Source organism: Alphaproteobacteria bacterium, assembly GCA_016699305.1.
GTDB lineage: Bacteria > Pseudomonadota > Alphaproteobacteria.
On record CP064970.1, the window covers coordinates 1,660,515 to 1,679,358 of the forward strand.

General features: G+C 59.0%; 20 protein-coding genes. 9 read left to right on the top strand and 11 right to left on the bottom strand.

What is annotated here, in order from left to right; all coding sequences use genetic code 11:
- The first annotated feature begins 23 nt into the window (after nucleotides 1–23).
- The gene (locus IPI58_07920; GenBank protein ID QQR68756.1) at nucleotides 24–503 is read left to right on the top strand and encodes a 50S ribosomal protein L15; all 480 of its coding nucleotides are present in this window, start codon (nucleotides 24–26) and stop codon (nucleotides 501–503) included.
- A 319-nt stretch (nucleotides 504–822) separates the two neighbouring features.
- Here IPI58_07920 and IPI58_07925 read toward each other — a convergent pair whose 3' ends face one another.
- Nucleotides 823–1,494, bottom strand: coding sequence for an XRE family transcriptional regulator (locus IPI58_07925; GenBank protein ID QQR68757.1), 672 nt, complete (start codon nucleotides 1,492–1,494; stop codon nucleotides 823–825).
- 483 nt (nucleotides 1,495–1,977) lie between these two features.
- On the opposite strand from IPI58_07925, the gene IPI58_07930 reads away from it, so the two are divergent.
- A complete protein-coding gene (locus IPI58_07930) occupies nucleotides 1,978–2,256 on the top strand; it encodes a hypothetical protein (GenBank protein ID QQR68758.1) in 279 nt (92 codons plus the stop codon).
- Nucleotides 2,257–2,264: 8 nt separating this feature from the next.
- On the opposite strand, the gene lysS is transcribed toward IPI58_07930, so the two are convergent.
- The 10 genes from lysS to IPI58_07980 all read right to left on the bottom strand — a co-directional run bounded on the left by lysS (nucleotide 2,265) and on the right by IPI58_07980 (nucleotide 11,328).
- On the bottom strand, nucleotides 2,265–3,821 hold the full coding sequence (lysS, locus tag IPI58_07935) for a lysine--tRNA ligase (GenBank protein QQR68759.1): 1,557 nt from the start codon (nucleotides 3,819–3,821) through the stop codon (nucleotides 2,265–2,267).
- A 12-nt stretch (nucleotides 3,822–3,833) separates the two neighbouring features.
- Complete coding sequence (locus tag IPI58_07940) at nucleotides 3,834–4,298, bottom strand: NUDIX domain-containing protein (protein ID QQR68760.1); 465 nt, start codon at nucleotides 4,296–4,298, stop codon at nucleotides 3,834–3,836.
- A gap of 213 nt (nucleotides 4,299–4,511) precedes the next feature.
- Complete coding sequence (locus tag IPI58_07945) at nucleotides 4,512–5,783, bottom strand: cysteine desulfurase (protein QQR68761.1); 1,272 nt, start codon at nucleotides 5,781–5,783, stop codon at nucleotides 4,512–4,514.
- 14 nt (nucleotides 5,784–5,797) lie between these two features.
- Nucleotides 5,798–6,979: a SufD family Fe-S cluster assembly protein gene (locus IPI58_07950; protein ID QQR68762.1), complete on the bottom strand. Its 1,182-nt coding sequence runs from the start codon at nucleotides 6,977–6,979 to the stop codon at nucleotides 5,798–5,800.
- Nucleotides 6,976–7,722: a Fe-S cluster assembly ATPase SufC gene (gene sufC / locus IPI58_07955; protein QQR68763.1), complete on the bottom strand. Its 747-nt coding sequence runs from the start codon at nucleotides 7,720–7,722 to the stop codon at nucleotides 6,976–6,978. The genes IPI58_07950 and sufC overlap by 4 nt, the downstream gene beginning before the upstream one ends.
- On the bottom strand, nucleotides 7,715–8,356 hold the full coding sequence (locus IPI58_07960) for a hypothetical protein (GenBank protein QQR68764.1): 642 nt from the start codon (nucleotides 8,354–8,356) through the stop codon (nucleotides 7,715–7,717). Before IPI58_07960 ends, sufC begins: the two co-directional genes overlap by 8 nt.
- Nucleotides 8,353–9,015, bottom strand: a complete 663-nt coding sequence (locus IPI58_07965) for a hypothetical protein (protein ID QQR68765.1) — start codon at nucleotides 9,013–9,015, stop codon at nucleotides 8,353–8,355. The genes IPI58_07960 and IPI58_07965 overlap by 4 nt, the downstream gene beginning before the upstream one ends.
- Nucleotides 9,016–9,021: 6 nt before the next feature.
- Nucleotides 9,022–10,515, bottom strand: a complete 1,494-nt coding sequence (gene sufB / locus IPI58_07970; GenBank protein QQR68766.1) for a Fe-S cluster assembly protein SufB — start codon at nucleotides 10,513–10,515, stop codon at nucleotides 9,022–9,024.
- Nucleotides 10,512–10,787, bottom strand: a complete 276-nt coding sequence (locus IPI58_07975; GenBank protein ID QQR68767.1) for a hypothetical protein — start codon at nucleotides 10,785–10,787, stop codon at nucleotides 10,512–10,514. The genes sufB and IPI58_07975 overlap by 4 nt, the downstream gene beginning before the upstream one ends.
- An 85-nt stretch (nucleotides 10,788–10,872) precedes the next feature.
- On the bottom strand, nucleotides 10,873–11,328 hold the full coding sequence (locus IPI58_07980) for an SUF system Fe-S cluster assembly regulator (GenBank protein QQR68768.1): 456 nt from the start codon (nucleotides 11,326–11,328) through the stop codon (nucleotides 10,873–10,875).
- A 121-nt stretch (nucleotides 11,329–11,449) separates the two neighbouring features.
- Here IPI58_07980 and IPI58_07985 point away from each other — a divergent pair, with 121 nt between their 5' ends.
- From IPI58_07985 to IPI58_08015, 7 genes are read left to right on the top strand one after another with little or no spacing between them, the layout of a single operon-like run.
- Nucleotides 11,450–12,397 (top strand): glycosyltransferase, encoded by a 948-nt coding sequence (locus tag IPI58_07985; protein QQR70086.1) that lies wholly within the window; start codon nucleotides 11,450–11,452, stop codon nucleotides 12,395–12,397.
- A gap of 31 nt (nucleotides 12,398–12,428) precedes the next feature.
- A complete protein-coding gene (locus IPI58_07990) occupies nucleotides 12,429–13,457 on the top strand; it encodes an NTP transferase domain-containing protein (protein ID QQR68769.1) in 1,029 nt (342 codons plus the stop codon).
- Nucleotides 13,458–13,468: 11 nt separating this feature from the next.
- Nucleotides 13,469–14,599, top strand: coding sequence for a UDP-N-acetylglucosamine pyrophosphorylase (locus IPI58_07995; protein QQR68770.1), 1,131 nt, complete (start codon nucleotides 13,469–13,471; stop codon nucleotides 14,597–14,599).
- Nucleotides 14,596–15,468 (top strand): prephenate dehydratase, encoded by an 873-nt coding sequence (locus tag IPI58_08000; protein QQR68771.1) that lies wholly within the window; start codon nucleotides 14,596–14,598, stop codon nucleotides 15,466–15,468. Before IPI58_07995 ends, IPI58_08000 begins: the two co-directional genes overlap by 4 nt.
- A 23-nt stretch (nucleotides 15,469–15,491) precedes the next feature.
- Nucleotides 15,492–16,355 (top strand): ABC transporter permease, encoded by an 864-nt coding sequence (locus IPI58_08005; GenBank protein QQR68772.1) that lies wholly within the window; start codon nucleotides 15,492–15,494, stop codon nucleotides 16,353–16,355.
- A 16-nt stretch (nucleotides 16,356–16,371) separates the two neighbouring features.
- The gene (locus IPI58_08010) at nucleotides 16,372–17,145 is read left to right on the top strand and encodes an ABC transporter ATP-binding protein (GenBank protein QQR68773.1); all 774 of its coding nucleotides are present in this window, start codon (nucleotides 16,372–16,374) and stop codon (nucleotides 17,143–17,145) included.
- Nucleotides 17,142–18,620, top strand: a complete 1,479-nt coding sequence (locus IPI58_08015; protein QQR68774.1) for a glycosyltransferase family 4 protein — start codon at nucleotides 17,142–17,144, stop codon at nucleotides 18,618–18,620. Before IPI58_08010 ends, IPI58_08015 begins: the two co-directional genes overlap by 4 nt.
- Nucleotides 18,621–18,844 lie beyond the last annotated feature (224 nt).

Genomic DNA, 18,844 nt, shown 5'->3' on the forward strand with positions numbered 1-18,844 from the left:
AGACATCGCGGAGCGAGACGACAATGAAACTGAATGAATTGAAAGATAACAAAGGCGCGCGGCGCAAACCCTTCGCTCTGGGGCGCGGCATCGGCTCGGGCAAGGGCAAGACCTGCGGTCGCGGCGTGAAGGGTCAAAAGGCCCGCACCGGCGTGTCGATCAAGGGATTTGAAGGCGGCCAGATGCCCTTGCATCGCCGTCTGCCCAAGCGCGGCTTCCGCAACATCTTTGCTCGCGACTTGGCCGAGGTCAATTTGGGCCGTTTGCAAGAGGCTATCGAATCCGGCCTGGTGGACGCCAAAAAAGAAATCACCTCGCAGACTTTGATCAGCGTGGGCTTGGCCCGTCGTGCCAAGCACGGTGTGCGCCTGCTGGCCAAGGGTGAGATCAAGACGGCGGTCAAACTGGTCCTGGCCGGTGCCACCGCCGCCGCCAAAGCCGCCGTGGAAAAAGCCGGCGGCTCGATCACCCTTACCGGCGTGAAGGCTGAGGCGGCGGAATAGGTTTCTTCGCGCCTTCAGTCTAGGCACTGTTCGCAAAGAGCGGAAGCCTTGGTGGGTGCATGTGTGGACTTTATTCTAAACCAAAGTGCCATCGGCGAGGATAGGAGATGGACCCCCGCTTTCGCGAGGGTGACTCCCGTGAGGAGAGGAAGGAAGGCGCACAATAAGCCTTATTGCGCCTATTCTGATTCCACCCTCTCAACCAGTCATGCTTGCGCATGCGGGCATTCATCACCGGAATCCAGATTCCTTTTTAAGACACAGCGGCTTGCTCCTGTCCCCCGAGTTTTATCCAGGCGGGCTATGCTGGGAGACAGTTTTACTGCGATGTGTCTGTGTTTGTCGTACGCAGTGGGGGGATCTTGGCTTGCTCCCACATGGCATGGAAATGTATGCGGTAGGCGGCTGCAACGGCGGGGATATCGATCAAGATGATCATCGGCTCCATTTCCAACAGCATGATGGCCAGCTTTCCACCGACGACATAAAAGGGCACAGACTTGAAATCCTGTTTGCTGATCCAACGGTATTCCGCGTAATCGCTGGCGATGAAATTATAGTCGCCTTCTCGAACCAGAAATTTTCCACGCACATTTTTCAGGCGTTTCATGCCGTCCATATAGGCTTTGTCATGTTCGGGGCTGTACCAACGGGTGAATTGTCGTTCATCCACACCACTACTGAGCACTTCGCCGCCTTCGGCCGTCGCGGTTTCCAACACAATCTGCTTGAAGCGCACATATCCATCGCTATCCGATAGAACATAGACATTTTGCTGACGCATATGGACCCCGCCATTGGTGGGGTTGAATTCGACGCCGCCCGACTCAAGAGCTTGTTTGATAGACAGAATAGTGCTTTCGCGTGGTGTGTTTAGACGGCCTTCCACATTCACCAGCACGGATTTCGATAGCCCGGCTTTTTGGGCAAGATAAGCCTGGCTCCAACCAAGAAAACCCCTGGCGGCGCGTATTTGGGCAGCGGATATCATCGCGTCAAATTAACCAGATTTCTTGCGGCAATCCATACCAAAAGACCACAATAAGAAGACCATTGACTTATTTGGTAGTTTTTGGCATAAAAAGTTAGAAAGACTTCTTATCATGGTTTTTTGGACCTTAATGAGGATAGAACTTAATATTCCTCAGGGTTCCAGGCAACGTTTTTGGGGAGTGACAAGCTATGCCCAAACCCGCACACAACCATAACTGGCTACCAAGTAACGATACCGATTCCGAAGCCGAGATTCAAGAAGACTCGACGTTCACACGCGCTTTCGTTGCCCGGCTTCTCGATCGTTATGGAGCGGCCGCTACGCAACACATCCTGGACGAAATCGACCGCGCCGAGCGGGGAAAGGTCACGGGATTCGGTTTTCAACGCCCATTCCCATGGTGTCAATGAGCCAACAAAGGGAGAAAGTGAGATGAAAGGCTGCTACAAAATTTCAGTGATCCCAGAAGGCGCACCTCTGATGGATGAACCCTCGGCCCCAAAAACATTTCTCAGCAAATTATTGGATCAAGTCGGCGGGGCCGAGGCCCTCTTGAATGCGCCGGATGAAGAATTGGTGGCCTTGTGCGAATATGCGCGCCGCGAGATGTGCCGCGTGGCTGAGATTGATGCGTATGATCCGGATGTGGTGGTCAAGGAACATCCCAGCCTCTCTGTACAAGACCGAATGCCCCTGGGGGCCGGGCTTTCCGATGAAGCACAGCCAGCCCCCTCTATATGGGACAGGCCATTGCGATAGGCGGCGCGCTAACCGCCCAATCGTCCCCGCACCAGCGACTCGCGGCCCGGGCGGCTGCGTAAGGTGGGAAAGAGGATGACTTCGCGGATCGAGGGCGAGTCGGTCAACAGCATCACGATGCGATCGATGCCGATGCCCAGGCCGCCCGTGGGCGGCAGGCCGTATTCCAGGGCGATCACATAATCTTCGTCCATATACTGCGCTTCGTCGTCCCCCGCTTCGCGCTGGGCGACTTGCTCTTGAAAGCGCGAGAATTGCTCGAACGGATCGTTCAGCTCGGAATAGGCGTTGGCCATCTCCCAGCCATTGGCATAGCTCTCGAACCTCTCGGCCAAGCGCGGATTGGCGCGGTGCGTTTTGGTCAAGGGGCAAATGTCTTTGGGGAAATCCGTCACATGGGTGGGCTGAATAAGGGTGTGTTCCACCTTTTCGCCGAATACCGCCTCGACCACCTGGCCCCAATTGGCCTTGGGCGAGACGCCCACGCCGATCTTGGCGGCGGCCCCACGCGCGGCGGCGGGATCGTCCTGATAGGCGGCCAGGTCCAGGCCTGTATGCTCGGTCACCAAGTCCAGCATCGTGCGGCGCGGCCAGGGCGGGGTGAAGTCCAGAGTCCTCTCGCCATAGGGCAGCACATAGGTGCCATGTAGGGCCATGGCCGCGCCCGCGACCAATTCTTCGGTCACGGTCATCATGTCGGTGTAGTCGGCATAGGCTTGGTAAATCTCGATCGTCGTGAATTCGGGATTGTGCTTGACCGAAACTCCTTCGTTGCGGAACAGACGGCCCATTTCATAGACGCCTTCGGCAAGGCCACCGATCACCAGACGCTTCAGATACAGCTCGGGCGCGATGCGCAAGAACAGCTCCATATCCAGCGTGTTGTGATGCGTCACAAAGGGCTTGGCCGAGGTGCCGCCGGGGATCGGCTGTAAGACGGGGGTTTCGACCTCTAAGAACCCCTTTTCGTCCAGCGTCTGGCGGATATGGCGCAAGATACGGCTGCGCATGCGAAACACGTCGCGGCTGCGGTCATTGGCGATCAGATCGGCCTCGCGGCTGCGATAGCGCAATTCCACATCGGCCAGGCCGTAATGCTTGGAGGGCAAAGGACGCAAGGACTTGGTCAAAAGCTCCAGCCCCTGGGTGTCGATGGTCAGTTCCCCGCGCGGCGTGCGGCGTATGCTGCCCGTTACTCCCACAATATCGCCCATATCCAGATGCGGCAGCAGGTCCAGAACTTGCCGGGGCGTCGGATCCTTCAGCGAGGTGAATATCTGAATCTTGCCGCTGGCGTCTTCCAGATCCATAAACATGCCGCTGTTGCGCACCGAGCGCAAACGCCCCGCCACGCGCACAGCCTGCTGCGTGGTTTCGCCGGCGCCCAAGCCTTCATGCTCTTTTTGTAAGTCACCCGCTTTATGCGTAGGGCGAAAGATATGCACGAATGTAGGAATATTCGCCGCGCGCAAGGCGTCGTAATGATGCAGCTTGGCCTGACTGGCCTTGGCCAATTCGGCGTCATGCTCGGCGGAATCTTGCGCGGCGGCGGGAGTCTCAGTCATCAAATGATACCCTCAAAGGTTAGGGGGCGCATCGCCCCGCCATCCATATTCCAGATATTGGCGGCCTTGCGCAATCGCCAAAATCGCCTCGCGGATATAGGGAATGATGGTGTCGGGCAAGGGATCGGACGGGAAGAAGCCTATTCTGGCGCATTTATGCGGCTCGGCATTGACGATCTGGCCCCGCCATGCGCGGGTGGTAAAGAATAAATCGATACGCTCGCTGTCATGCGACAGGCGGTGCATGGTCAGACGCAAATACAAATCCTCGGGCCGTAAGACGATGCCCGCCTCTTCCTGCGCCTCGCGGCACATGGCGCTGGTGGCGGTTTCGTCGCCGTCCAGATGACCCGCGACCAACCCATACATCCCATCCGCATATCCGGTGTTCTGCCGCAGCATCAACAGGATATCGCCATGATCGTCCCATAACAGCAGATACACGGCGGGAGTCAGTTTGAATCGCGGGACGGACATGGGAATACCGTATAACTCACGAGGACGTTATGCCTATGTTACATCTGATTGATGCAAAACAGCAGGATGATGAATGTCATATTTAATTGCCATCGGCGGGCATGTGGAGGGAACGGGCAAGACCAGTTTGGCCTATGGGTTGCGCGGGGTTGAGCCTTTCGTGCGTGAGTTACGCAAAAACACTCTCTAATCTAGGCCAGGTCCTAGGTTTAACTACCCGAACATCCGCCCCACTTCCTCCACCGCCCGTCCCAGGGCTTCGACATCGTCCATGGTGTTGTAGAGGGCAAAGGAGGCGCGGGTGGTGCCAGGTAGGCCCAGGCGGTGCATCAGGGGTTGGGCGCAATGATGCCCGGCGCGTACGGCCACACCGTGATGGTCCAAGATGGTGCCGATATCATGCGGATGCGCGCCGTTCAGCACAAAGGACAGGATCGCCGCTTTGTCGGGCGCGGTGCCGACGATCCGCAGGCCCGGAATGCGCGAAAGCCTTTCCGTCGCGGCCTGCAACAAGGCGTGTTCATGCGCTGCAATGCGCTTTAGCCCCAAGACGGCCACATAATCCAAGGCCGCATGCAGGCCCACCGCTTCGGCGATGGGGGGGGTGCCCGCTTCGAAACGCGCGGGCGGCGCGGCATAGGTGGTGCGTTCGAAAGAGACCTCTTCGATCATATCGCCGCCGCCTTGCCAGGGCGGCATGGCGCGCAGATGCTCTTGCTTGCCATACAGCACGCCAATGCCCGTGGGGCCATAGATCTTATGGCCGGAAAAGACATAGAAATCGCAGCCCAGCCGGGCCACGTCCACCGGACCATGCCCCACCGCTTGGCACCCGTCCAACAGCAAGGCGATGCCGCGCGTGCGGCATAAAGCGGAAATTTCTTCGACCGGCAACACGGTGCCCAAGGCGTTCGAGACATGTGCCACGGCAAGCAGGCGCGTGCGCGGGGTCATGGCGGCCTCGATATCCTCCAGACGCAGCTCGCCCGAGTCTTGAATGGGCGCGATGCGCAGCGTGATGCCGATTTGCTCGCGCAGCATCTGCCAGGGAACGATATTGGCGTGATGCTCCAGCTCGGTCAGCACCACCTCGTCGCCCGCCTTTAGATTCGTGCGGCCCCAGCTTTGCGCCACCAGATTGATGGCCTCGGTCGCGCCGCGCGTAAAGACGATCTCATGCGCGTCCTGGGCATTCAGGAATTGGCGCACACGCTCGCGGGCGCGTTCATAGGCGATGGTCGCCCGCTGGCTCAGCAGATAAACCCCTCGGTGGATATTGGCGTAGTCCTGCTCGTAAAAGCGGTTCATGGCTTCCAGGACCGCGCGGGGTTTTTGCGCGCTGGCGGCGGTGTCCAAATAGACAAGGGGACGGCCATTCATTTTCCGCGACAGGATGGGAAAATCGCGCCGCATGGCCTCAACATTCAAGGGCGGTTGCGGGGTGCAGGGGAACAAAGCGTCCGACGCGGTCGCATCACATGTCATGGCGCATGCCTCCATCAGTCTTCCTCCCCGTTATCGGGCCAATCCATCCATGGACGCAACTGCGCCCATGCTTTGGCGGATAAGTCGGGCACGGCTTCTAACGCCTGCCGCGCAAAGGCCGCCGTCAATAAACGATGCGCCGCCGCCTCGGTCAGGCCCCGCGCGCGCAGATAGAACAAGGCATCCGCATCAAGCGTTCCGATGGCCGCGCCATGGGCGCAGCGCACGTCATCGGCGTTGATCTCCAATTCGGGCTTGGTATGGATGGCCGCGCCCTTGGCCAGCAACAATCCTTTATGGCTTTGGCTGGCATCGGCGCGCATGGCGCCTTTGGCCACCACGATCCGCCCTTGGAATGCCGCGCTGGACGTTCCATCGGCCAATGAACGGAAAACCTGGCGGCTGGTTGTGTGCGGCGCGTCGTGATGCATGAAGGTCAGGATTTGGGCGTGGTTGTCATGGTCTGGCATCAACACGCCGCCAAGATGAGCCTGTGCGCCGCGCGCTTCCAGATGCACATGCCGCTCGTGCCGAGTCAGGCGTCCGCCTTGGGTCAGGATCATCTCGTGCAAGGCGGCGTCTTGGTCCAGATGCGTCGTCTCGTGGGAAAGGGTGCGCATATCCGCGCTGCGCGGCTCGATCACCAGGCGATGCAAACGCGCTTGCGGCTGCAGCATTGTCTGGCGCATATGCGCCATCAGAATAGGCGCGCCGGGGGCGCATGAACGACGCTCAATCAACGTCAATTCGGCCCCGCGCCCCAGATGCAGGTTTATTCGATGCGCAAAAAAGGCGGGTTGCGTTTGTGCCGAAGCGCAAAAGACGATCTCGACCGGATCGGCCAAAACCGCGCCCGGATCCAGATGGATATCGATGCTTCGCGCGGTCGTTGCGGCCACGAAGGCCGGAATGGGGTCGGCGGATTCCGCGCCCATTTGGCCATGACGCAGATGTAGGCCCCGTTTTTCCAAAGCGTCCAAGGTGGAAAGCCGGGCGCATAGTCCCGCTTCATCCACCACGATGCGCAAACCGGATGACTCACCGACCAAAGGCAGGGGATCATGCGCCGATGCCGCGCCGAATTCCGCCTCGTTCAATCGCGCCACGGGAGTCCAACGCCAATCTTCCTGGCGCGGCGACGGCCAGGCGGGAATCTTATCCTGGGCAGGGCCGACCATCTGCGCCGCCCCCGTCACGCCGCCTCGCCATAGGCGGCATAGCCGGTGCGTTCCAGCTCTTTGGCCAGTTCGGGACCTCCCGATGCCTGGATGCGGCCATGGGCCAGCACATGCACGCGGTCGGGGACGATGTAATCCAACAAACGCTGATAATGGGTGATGACCAGAAAGGACCGATCCGGCGCGCGCAAGGCGTTCACCGAATCCGACACCACGCGCAAGGCGTCGATATCCAGGCCGCTATCGGTCTCGTCCAAGACGGCCATGCAGGGGCGCAGTAAGGCCATCTGCAGCGCCTCGTTGCGCTTTTTCTCGCCGCCTGAAAAACCCGCATTAACGCTGCGGCGAAGCATGTCTTCGGATAATCCCAGCAAGGCCGCCTGGGCGCGCACGGCTTGCAGCACCTGCAAGGCGTCCATCGGCGGCTCGCCGCGCGCCACGCGCAGGGCGTTCAAGCTTTCTTTCAAAAAGGTCATATTGGTGACGCCGGGAATCTCCACCGGATATTGAAACGCCAAAAACATGCCCGCCGCCGCGCGTTGCTCGGGCTCCATCGCCAACAGGTCCGCGCCGTTCAAACTCGCGCCGCCGCCGGTGATCTCATAGCCTTCGCGTCCGGCCAGGGCGTAAGACAGGGTGCTTTTCCCCGATCCGTTCGGCCCCATAATCGCATGCACCTGTCCCGCCGGAACGCAAAGAGTCAGTCCCTTAAGGACCTCTTTGCCCGCAACGGCCACGCGCAGATCATGGATATCAAGCATGGGATTCTCCCAAGACGTTCTGTGTGGCGGAGTTGGCGGACATGTTCACGGGCACGCCCAAAAGACGCGCGAGAGTCTGGGCGCGTTCGATGGTGATATCACGCTGAGCGCGCATCACAGGAAAAGGTTTAATGGATGAATCTTTGGGCGAGATATACACAGTCGCTGCAGAAGATTGAGGGTCGGTCTTGATAGCGACATGGCTGAGTTGGTCATAGGGGATCACAATATCTTTTGAGCGCAAGAAATGACCGAGAGCTTGAATACATAGTTGACCCTGATTGAACGTGATGCGGCAGGGATTCTTGCGTTTGGTTTGATAGGCGTTATTCATGGCCTTGATAACAGTCAAGACAGGAAACAGCACAAGCATGCTCCAAAAGAACAACGCCAAAAGATCGCTCCATTGAATGGAGATCGCCAAAAACGCGAGCACAATGATGAACCCGGTCTTTCCAAACAACAATTCCCTGGCTGTATCAATCAAAGAATCAAACACATTCCAAGGGAAGTTGCGCATTTCACGCAGCCATGCTTCTCCCCAAATCAGCGAGAAAGGAAATGAAACTCCGGGGGCATCCAAAGGATGCGGCTTATAGTTCGCAGATGAAGGAATGGGGAGAAAACGGGTCATATCGTCGCTGCCTTCACTTCATGAGATTGCGCGTATAAATCTGTCCGCATCGGTACGCCCAGAAGACGGGCGAGAGTCTCGGCGCGTTTTTGCGCGATAGGCTTTTTGGCACGCAAGATCGTAAGGCTGGGGTATCTTTGATCATTGGTCGTGATATGGACGGTGGACAGTAAGGATTGAGGGGATGATGTCTCGATCACCACGTCGCGTAGCTGCGCGCGGGGGATAAGAGCTACACTGTTTGGGTTCATCATAGACTCGAACAGGCCCAAACGCTCGATCCAGATATTGGCGGCGTCCAGCGTGACCTTATAGGGGCGTTCGCGTTGAAGCAGGAGGCATAAATCCCAAATCGTCAGCAGGACCAATCCCGGCAACAAGACGAGCAACCAAACCACCCATCCCAACGCCAGGCCGAACCAGGAATTGGTGGCGAATAAGGCCAGGCATTCTATAAACCCGGTCTCTGGACCGACGGATGGCAGTGACCAATCTCTTTTACCGCCGAACAGAATGCCCATCGGCCCCAACAAAATGGCGCGCGAATCTTCCAGCCATCCCTGGCCCCACACCAAGGAAAGAGGCAATGGCGGATTTTGCACGTCCAAGGGATGCTGCCCTTGGTGGCTGGTATGGGGGGAAGGGAGATGGATACGCATGGGATTCTAGCCTACCGAGCCTTCCAGGCTGATGCCCAGCAGCTTTTGCGCCTCGACGGCGAATTCCATGGGGAGTTCGGCCAAGACCTCGCGGCAGAATCCGTTGACGATCAGGGCCACGGCGGCTTCGGCGCTCAGGCCGCGCTGGCGGGCATAGAACATCTGTTCTTCGCTGATGCGGCTGGCGGTGGCCTCGTGTTCCAGATGGGCCGACGGATGGCGGCATTCGACCACCGGCACGGTATGCGCCCCGCAATCGGGACCGATCAGCAGACTGTCGCAGCGCGTGTGGTTGCGCGCGCCTTCGGCCCCGCCCAGCACGCTGACAAGGCCGCGATAGGTGTTTTGCGCGTGGCCTGCCGATATACCCTTGGAGATGATGGTCGATCGCGTGTTGCGTCCGATATGGATCATCTTGGTGCCAGTATCGGCCTGTTGACGATGGGCACTGACGGCCACCGAATAAAACTCGCCCACCGACTCGTCGCCTTGCAAGATGCAGCTGGGATATTTCCAGGTCAGGGCCGAGCCGGTCTCGACCTGCGTCCATGAGATGCGCGAGGCGCGGCCCCGGCACGCGCCGCGCTTGGTGACGAAGTTATAGATGCCGCCCACGCCCTGCTCGTTGCCCGGATACCAATTCTGCACCGTGGAATATTTGATGGTCGCGGATTCATGGGCCACCAATTCCACCACGGCGGCATGCAGCTGGTTCTCGTCGCGCTTGGGAGCCGTGCAGCCTTCCAGATAACTGACATAAGAGCCTTCATCGGCGATGATCAGCGTGCGTTCGAATTGGCCGGTGGCCTGTTCGTTGATGCGGAAATAGGTGGACAGCTCCATCGGGCAATGCACGCCCTTGGGGATATAGACGAAGGAACCGTCGGTATAGACCGCCGAATTCAACGCCGCGAAGAAGTTATCGCCCGGCGGCACCACGCTGCCCAGGTAACGCCGCACCAATTCGGGATGTTCGCGCACCGCGTCCGAGATGGGGCAAAAGATCACCCCGGCCTTGGCCAGGGTTTCGCGGAAGGTGGTGGCCACCGACACGCTGTCGAACACCGCATCCACCGCCACGGGCCTTGAACCTTCCGAGCGTTCGACTCCGGCCAGGATTTCCTGCTCACGCAAAGGAATGCCCAGCTTTTCGTAGGTGCGCAGCAGTTCGGGGTCCACCTCGTCCAGGCTTTTCAGCAGCTTGGGGCGTTTGGGGGCGGCGTAATAATGGCTGTCTTGATAGTCGATCGGCGCATAGGCCAGCTTGGCCCAATGCGGCTCGGTCATGCCCAGCCAATGCCGATAGGCGCGCAAACGCCACTCCAACAGCCATTCCGGCTCGCCCTTTTTGGCCGAGATGAAACGGACGATATCTTCGTTCAGGCCCTTGGGGGCCTTATCGGATTCGATATCGGTGACAAAGCCGTATTTATAGCCCTGGCCCACCAGGTCGCTGTTGGAATCGCGTGCGATAATGGTGGGCTGGGGCGCGGCGGTCATTTTGGTCCAGTGGAAGGCATAACGATTTTCATGCAAGCCGAGGGCAAAGGCCGCTGTGCCTGCATGGCCTTGACTTGCGCCCGCTCGCACCGGTTACGATGTGCCTCCATGCGATCATTATTCTGTGAGTTAACGTATGCTGCTAACATCATGCCTGCCAGCAAAAGTGCCATCCCTCCGGAAGATTGGGGATCAGCCCCGATGTGCCCTTTTTGACGAGAAATTCCAGTTTTCTCAGATGGTGCCATGGGGCCGGATTCAGAGTTCTTCATGATGCGTGTCTCCTATGATGTGGTGCTGTACTTATTTGTTACGACATAAATATACTTTCAGTCTATGCGAATGAGGGTGCTGTCTTCATGCGACATTGGTGGAAATGCGGTCATTTTGCATGGGATCACCGATGTGAATGCCGTCACGGGCCATGTCTTCCAGGCTGACTTTTTCAAGCGCGCCACGAATCGCGCGGTTCACTTCGCGCCAGTGGCCTCGGATGCTGCAATGACCGCTGATGCGGCACTTGGTCGTTCCGTCGATCGCGCAGGGTGTGAGGGCTGTTTGTCCTTCCATGATTTCAATGACTTGAGCTACCGAGATCATGGCAGATGGCCGCGCCAGATCATAGCCGCCCGAAGCGCCGCGCTGGGTAACCAAAAGCCCGCCGCGCGCCAATTGCTTCAGCACCTTGGCGACGGTGGCTTCGGGAAGGCGGCTTTCGCGCGCCAAATCGCCTGCCGAACGCCACACGCCCTTACCGGACATTTGGCACAGCAAAACGACCGCATAATCCGTCAATCGTCCGATCTTTAACATGTTTAATCAGGTACACTTTGGTCCTTGTTCTGTCAAGTGCTCTTTGCAACCGTCAAGAATATAAGAACCAAAGGGTGTATCATCCTTGATCCTCATCCTTGGGGCTGTCAATCTGCGCGCCATGGACGACACATTGCGAATCGCCGTTTTGCTGCCTTGCCGCGACGAGGAAGCCTCAATCGCCCAAGTGGTGCGGGATTTTCGCGCGGAATTGCCGGGCGCGTCGATTTATGTCTGCGACAACGCCTCAAGCGATGCCACCGCCGCACGAGCCTTTGATGCGGGGGCCTTGGTTTGCCGGGAAAGCCAGGCCGGCAAAGGCCATGCGGTGCGACGTTTATTTGCGGATACGGACGCCGATGTTTATGTGCTGTGCGATGGCGACGGCACCTATGATCCGGCGGCGGCGGTCCAGATGATCCGCGTCTTGCGGCGCGATCGGTTGGATATGGTGACCGGTCTGCGCGTGGCCACGGGGTCGGCGGCGTATCGCCGGGGGCATGCCTTTGGCAATCGGATGATGAACAAGATGGTCGCCGCTCTGTTTGGCGGACGTTTGGCCGATATGCTCTCGGGATATCGCGTGATGTCACACCGCTTTATTAAGTCCTTTCCCGCCCTGTCCTTGGGCTTTGAGATCGAGACCGAGCTGACCATCCACGCCTTGACCTTACATGTGCCGATGGCCGAGATGGAAACCGCCTATCTCCCGCGCCGCGAAGGATCGGCCAGCAAATTGCATACCTTGCGCGATGGTGCGCGCATCCTGTGGACGGTGTTGCGTCTATTAAAGGAGGAACGCCCATTAACCTTCTTCGGCGCGGCCAGCGGCGCGGTCTTGCTGTCAACTTTGATCTTGGTCATGCCCGTGTTGACCGAATATATGGATACGGGGCTGGTGCGGCGTTTTCCGACGGCCATCTTGGCCGCAAGCCTAGGCGTGCTGAGTTTTGTGTTGCTTACGGCAGGGTTAATTTTGAACAGCATGACCCGCGGCCGCATCGAGGCCAAGCGTTTACGCTATCTGGCATTACCTCCCCCCCCCGCCTTGGAAGAATATCCGACTTGACAGTTTCGCGCTCACCTGGCACCGATTCGCCATGACTGACGCATCGACCCTGCCTCTCGCTTGCGTGATCCTTGCCGCTGGCAAGGGATCGCGCCTGAAATCGGACCTGCCAAAAGTGTTGCACCCCGTGGCGGGTGAGGCCGTATTGGCTCATATCCTGCGCGCCTGCGGTGCCATGAACCCCCAGCGTCTGGTGTTGGTGGTTGGGCCGGATATGGAGGATGTGGAACAGGCCGCCGCGCCGCATGAATGTGTGGTGCAGACCAAGCAGTTGGGCACTGGCCATGCCGTGATGGCGGCCCGTGCCGCTTTGCAGGGCTTTGTAGGCGATGTGCTGGTGGTCTATGGCGACCATCCGTTGCTGACGCCCCACACCTTGCAGGCCTTGGTGGATGCGCGGCGTCAGTCCGGGGCGCAAGCCAGCGTCATGGGCTTTTGTCCGCCCGACCCGGCCTCTTACGGGCGCTTTATCACCGATGAAAGCGGGGCGCTGAAGGAGATCGTGGAATTCTCCGATGCCAGCCCTGAGCAAAAGGCCATCACTTTGGTGAATTGTGGTCTGATGACCTTGGTGGCACCGCAATGCTGGGACCAGTTGGCGCGTATCGACAACAAGAACGCCAAGGAAGAATATTATCTGACCGACCTTGTGAGCCTCATCAATCGGGAAGGGGGCTTGTGCGCGTACAGCGTCGCGCCTCTGGACGAAACGCCAGGGTTTAACGACCGCGCGCAGCTGGCCGAGGTCGAACGCGCGATGCAAGAACGCTTGCGCCGCCAGGCGATGGAACAGGGTGTGACCCTGGTCGCGCCCGAGACGGTGTTTTTATGCGCCGATACCAAACTGGGCCGCGACGTGATCATTCACCCGCATGTCGTGTTCGGGCCGGGCGTGGTGGTCGAGGATCGGGCGGAAATCGGTCCTTTCTGCCATGTGCAGCAACTGCGCGTGCGTAAGGGCACAAAACTCACGGTGACCCCCGATAGCGGTCCGCTCGTTCATGGGGACAGCGTGACGCCTTTTAGCGGTCCGCATCCGCGCTCCCGTTACGGCACTTGAAGCCAAGGGCGATGGTCGAGCCGCTGCACACACGGTTGGAGTCCCTCGCCGCCCGTGGCGTGGTGGTGGTGGATCCGCGCCAAACCTATCTGGATGAGCAGGTCGATTTGGGCCGCATCTGCCCGGGCGCGGTGCTGCATCCGGGGACGCGCTTGTCGGGCGCGCGCATCTTCATCGGTCCAGGAGCCAAAATCGGCACCGAAGGTCCGGCCAGCCTGGTTCAGTCCGTCATCGGGCCGGATGCCGAAATCGCCAGCGGCTATGTGGAAGGCGCGGTTTTGCTGCGCGCAGCTAAGATCGGCGGCAATGGCCATGTGCGGCCCGCTTGTCTGCTGGAGGAAGAGGCCTCGACCGCCCATGCCGTGGGCCTGAAGCACACCATTTTAATGAGCTTTGTCACGCTGGGATCGTTGATCAATCTGTGTGACGCCTTGCTGGCCGGCGGTACGTCGCGCGCGGATCATACGGAAGTCGGCAGCGGCTTTATCCATTTCAATTTCACCCCTTGGGGTAAGCGGGGCGATAAGGCCACGTCGTCTCTGGTGGGCGATGTGGTGCATGGCGTGTTCTTGCGCCAGCCGCGCGTGTTTTTGGGCGGGCTTTCCGGCATGGTCGGGCCGCAAAAGATCGGCTTTGGCGCGTTGACCGTCGCGGGGCAGGTTATTCGCGCCCCCGTGCCCGCTGGGCGCATCCATGGCGATGTGGCCCGGCGCGTCGATACGGCCTTTCGCTCGGATCTGGGCGATTGGCAGGGCCAGGACATCGCCCGATTGAATAAGGACTATATCGGCCAATTGGTTGCGCTGCGCGCCTGGTATGAACAGGTGCGTCTGGCGCGTATTCCCGCAACGCCCGAACACGCGACCGACCGAATCGTGATTCAAGAGGCGATGCGGGTTTTGGACTCGTGCGTGGATGAGCGCGTCAAACGCCTGAACGCCTTTTTGGAAGAGCGCGGCCTGACGCCATTGACGGTGACCTCGGATGCCCCGCTTTGTCCCTTGGACGTTACCCCCGACGGACGCGATCACGTCGATTGGGTGCGCGGCTTGAACGATGCTCAGATTGAAACTGGCATTGCTTGGTTGCAGACGGTGGCCCAAGGCGTCCATTCCGCCGCGTCCCGGAATTTTTCGTCATGAATCTTCTTTCTGGCCCCGTCGCGTATCAAGGGGTGGCCGGGGCCTATTCGGATATCGCGGTCAAGGCGATATTCGGCCCAGACGTTGCCACCTTGCCCTGCCCGACATTCGAAGCCGCCTTGACCGCCGTGCGCGAGCAGCGGGCTGAAATGGCCGTGATTCCGGTGGAGAACTCGGTGGCCGGACGGGTGGCCGATGTGCATGACCTGCTGCCGAATTGCGGTTTGTCGATCGTAGCCGAGCATTATCAGCCCATCCACCATCATCTGCTGGCAGTGCCAGGGGCCAAGCTGGAGCAGATTCAGCGCGTTCAAAGCCATATCCAGGCCCTAACCCAGTGCCGCACCTATCTGCGCCGGCATGGCATGACCCCCGTCGCAGGGGGCGATACGGCCAGCGCCGCCCAATATGTGGCCAAGGCCGTTGATCCCTATCTGGGGGCCATCGCCTCGGAAGAGGCAGGGCGGCTATATGGTCTGGAAAGCCTGGCCCATGACATTGCTGATCGTCCCGACAACACCACCCGCTTTCTGGTGATGGCGCGTGAGACCCCCTGGCCAAAGCCCGGGCAAGGGTTGTATGTCACCAGTCTGATTTTTCGGGTGCGTAGTGTTCCTGCTTCGTTGTATAAAGCCCTTGGCGGATTTGCGACACATGGGATCAACATCACCCGCTTGGAGAGCTATCTCGTTGACGGCTGCTTCCTCGCCGCGCAATTCTATGCCGATGTCGAAGGGCACCCGCAGGACCCGGCCATGGTATTGGCCTTGGAAGAGCTGGGATTCTTCGCTCAGACGGTGCGGGTCTTGGGGGTGTACGCGGCGCATGACGATCGCCGCGCGACCGTCTCGCCTCCGCCGGTTATGTGACGTTTCAAGGGATTTATTGATTGATGACCACCTTGCCAGCCACGCCCACAGACGCTCCCGCCGAGCCGGAGATCAGCTATCGCGCCAGCGGGGGTAAGCCATCCTTGCGCAAGGCGCGCGTGGATTTGGTAGAAGGCATGCGCCGTTGGCCGTTATGGATGCATCTGGCTTGGCAAGATATCCGTTTGCGCTATCGCGGTTCGATCTTGGGGCCGTTTTGGATCACGCTGAGCATGGGCATCATGATCGGTGCCATGGGCCTGATGTATAGTCAGTTGTTTAAGATGGAAACCAAGTCCTATATGCCGTTTCTGGCCACCGGGCTGTTGATGTGGACCTTTCTGGCCAGCCTGATCAACGAGGGCTGCGTGGCCTTTACCAATGCCGAAGGGTTCATCAAGCAGGTCCGTCTGCCGTTTTCCTTGCATGTCTATCGCGTGCTGGGGCGCAATTTGATCGTCCTGGCGCATAACGCGGTGATCTATGTGCTGGTGGCTTTGTTCTATGACATCACGCCCAGTTACACCCTGTTGTTCCTGCCTTTGTCCCTGATGATCATTTTGCTGAACGCGGCCTGGGTGATCTTTCTGCTGGGCATGTTTTGTGCGCGGTTTCGCGATATCGGGCCGATCGTAAGCAGTCTGGTGCAGGTGATCTTCTTCCTGACCCCGGTGATCTGGATGCCGGGCCAGTTGCGCGGGCACCAGGCCTGGGTGGCCGATCTGAACCCCTTTTATCATTTCATTGAATTGGTGCGTGCGCCGCTGCTGGATCAGCCGCTGCCGCCCATGGCGTTGCCGATGATTGCCGCAATCACGGTGGTCGGATGGGCGATCACGATTGTCGTGCTGCGACGCTGGCGTTCGCGCCTGGCCTATTGGGTCTGACGGGGAGAGACGGACGATGAGCGCTTCTACCCTAGTCAGTTTGCATAATCTGTCGATCCAGTTTCCGCTGTACAGCAAAAGCACGCGGTCGCTGAAAAAGACGCTGCTGAGCGGCCTGACGGGAGGTCGCATCCGCGAAGGCGACCACAATCGCATCGTGGTCGAGGCCCTCAGCGACATTACCTTTGACCTGAAGGAAGGCGACCGTCTGGGCTTGGTCGGCCATAACGGCGCGGGCAAGACGACCTTGCTGCGGGTGCTGAGCGGCGTTTACGAGCCCACGCGCGGCACCATCGCCATGCGCGGTCGCGTCGCGCCCTTGTTCGAGATCGGCTTGGGGCTGGAGGGTGACGCGACGGGGTTCGAGAATATCCGCCTGCGCGGCATGCTCTATGGCATGTCCCCGGGCGAGATGGACGCGCTTGCCCCCAGTATCGCCGAATTCAGCGGCTTGGGGCAGTATATGTCCATGCCGCTGCGCACCTATTCGACCGGCATGACCTTGCGCTTGGCCTTTTCCATCGCCACCTGCATGGATCCTGAAATTCTGTTGCTGGACGAATGGATCGCCACGGGTGACGCCGATTTCCTTAAACGCGCGCAACAGCGCATGGAGGAGATCGTGGGCCGCTCGAAGGTTCTGGTGTTGGCCTCGCATGATATGAAACTCATTCAACGCACCTGCAACAAGGTGTTGTGTCTGGATCATGGACGTGTCACGGCGTTCGGGCCGCCCAGCATCGTCTTGCCGTCTTTGGAAGAATCCCGTTCGGTAAGCGAGGGCATATGACCGCGTTTCGTATCTGGTGCGACATCAGCGAATTGGTGTTTTTCTTCAGCCGCGCCACGCGCCCGACGGGCGTGCATCGCTTTGCCTTGTCGTTACTGCATGAATTACGGGCCTTGCCGCCGGAATTGCGCGATCGTGTGAGCTTATTGCTGATCCGTCCCATGGATGGCGCGTTGCAAGAGGTGGATTGGGCGTTTTTGGACTTGATGAATGTTCGCATGCGTGAGGGCGGCGGCTCTGCACGAGGTATGACAATTCGCTCGAGCGATTCTGGTGGCAGCTTGGCACCTCCTTGCCACCGCAGTCGCAGCGTTTGGCATGATGTGCAGCGTACCGTCTATTCCCTTATTCCCGCCGCTTTGCGTCCAGCCTCGCGTGGGCTTGTTGTTGCTCTGGTTATGTTCGCGCGGGCGTTTTCGTCATGGGCGGCGCAACAAATTAGATATATGCGAACCAAGATCAAAAATCCTGGGCAGGTCGGGGGGAGCGCTGTATCTACGGATCAATCAACGGACAAGGGCTTTGCCCAGCGCGTGCGCGACATGTCGCGCATCGCCGCGCCTGATTCGGGTGATTGGATTTTGGATTTTGGCGCGACGTGGAATGTGCCAAGGCACGACGATATCTTAGCCCAGGCGCGGCAAAAACGCGGATTACGCATTGCTTGCATCATTTATGACCTTATCCCCATTGAACATCCGGATTTGGTCAGCCTGATGTTTCATCAATGGTTCGAGGATTGGCTGTATGGTCATGCGCAGCTGGTCGATCATATGCTGCCCATCTCGCAGCACACGGAAAAAGCGGCCTTGGCCTATCGTCAGGCAAGAGGTCTGCCACAGATTCCAAGCACCGTGATCTGCGGGGGCAGCGACTTTCTGCCCGCGCAAGATGCGCCAATGCCTGAGATATTGGCTGAAAAGCTCGTTGGTCCTTATGTCATCTCCGTGGGAACGATCGAGGCGCGGAAAAACCAAATCATGTTGTTCGAGGTCTGGAAACGCCTGGTGGCACGTCATGGCGACCGCGCGCCGCAATTGGTGCTGGTGGGTGCGCGCGGCTGGGGGGTGGACGATATGTTCGCCCGGCTAGAATCCTGCAATTGGCTGGGTGGTAAGGTCGTTTGGGCGCAGGGCGCGGACGATCTGACGCTTGCGGCGCTGTATCGCGGCTGTCTGTTTTCCATGTTCCCCAGCCAAGCCGAAGGTTGGGGCCTGCCGGTGGTCGAGGCTCTGGCCATGGGCAAGCTATGCCTGGCCTCCACCTCTACTTCGATCCCCGAGGCAGGCGGCGCGTTCGCCGATTACTTCGATCCCGACAGCGTGACCGAGGCTCTGGCCCTGGTCGAGCGCTATGCCTTTGACGACCAGGCGCGGCATCAGCGCGAGAACGAGATATCCAAAGGCTTCGAGCCCCGTTTGTGGAGCGCGGCGGCCCATGACTTGATGAAGGCTTTGGGCGTTCAGGCTTCTTAACGGGTTCTAGCCGCTGTGATTTAGAGAAGAGTTTGCCATTCAGCACAAGCGTGAAGGGCAGGTGCTGGATGCCTCGCGAGCATGACTCGTGGTGGGGTTAGGATTAAAAAGAATCGCGTGTCTTGTGGAAACTCTGTTCTTTCATCCTTGCTGAATTTACGCGCTGACGTTTTTCTCCCTCACGGAAGTCACCCTCGTGAAAACGAGGGTCCATCACCTGTCCT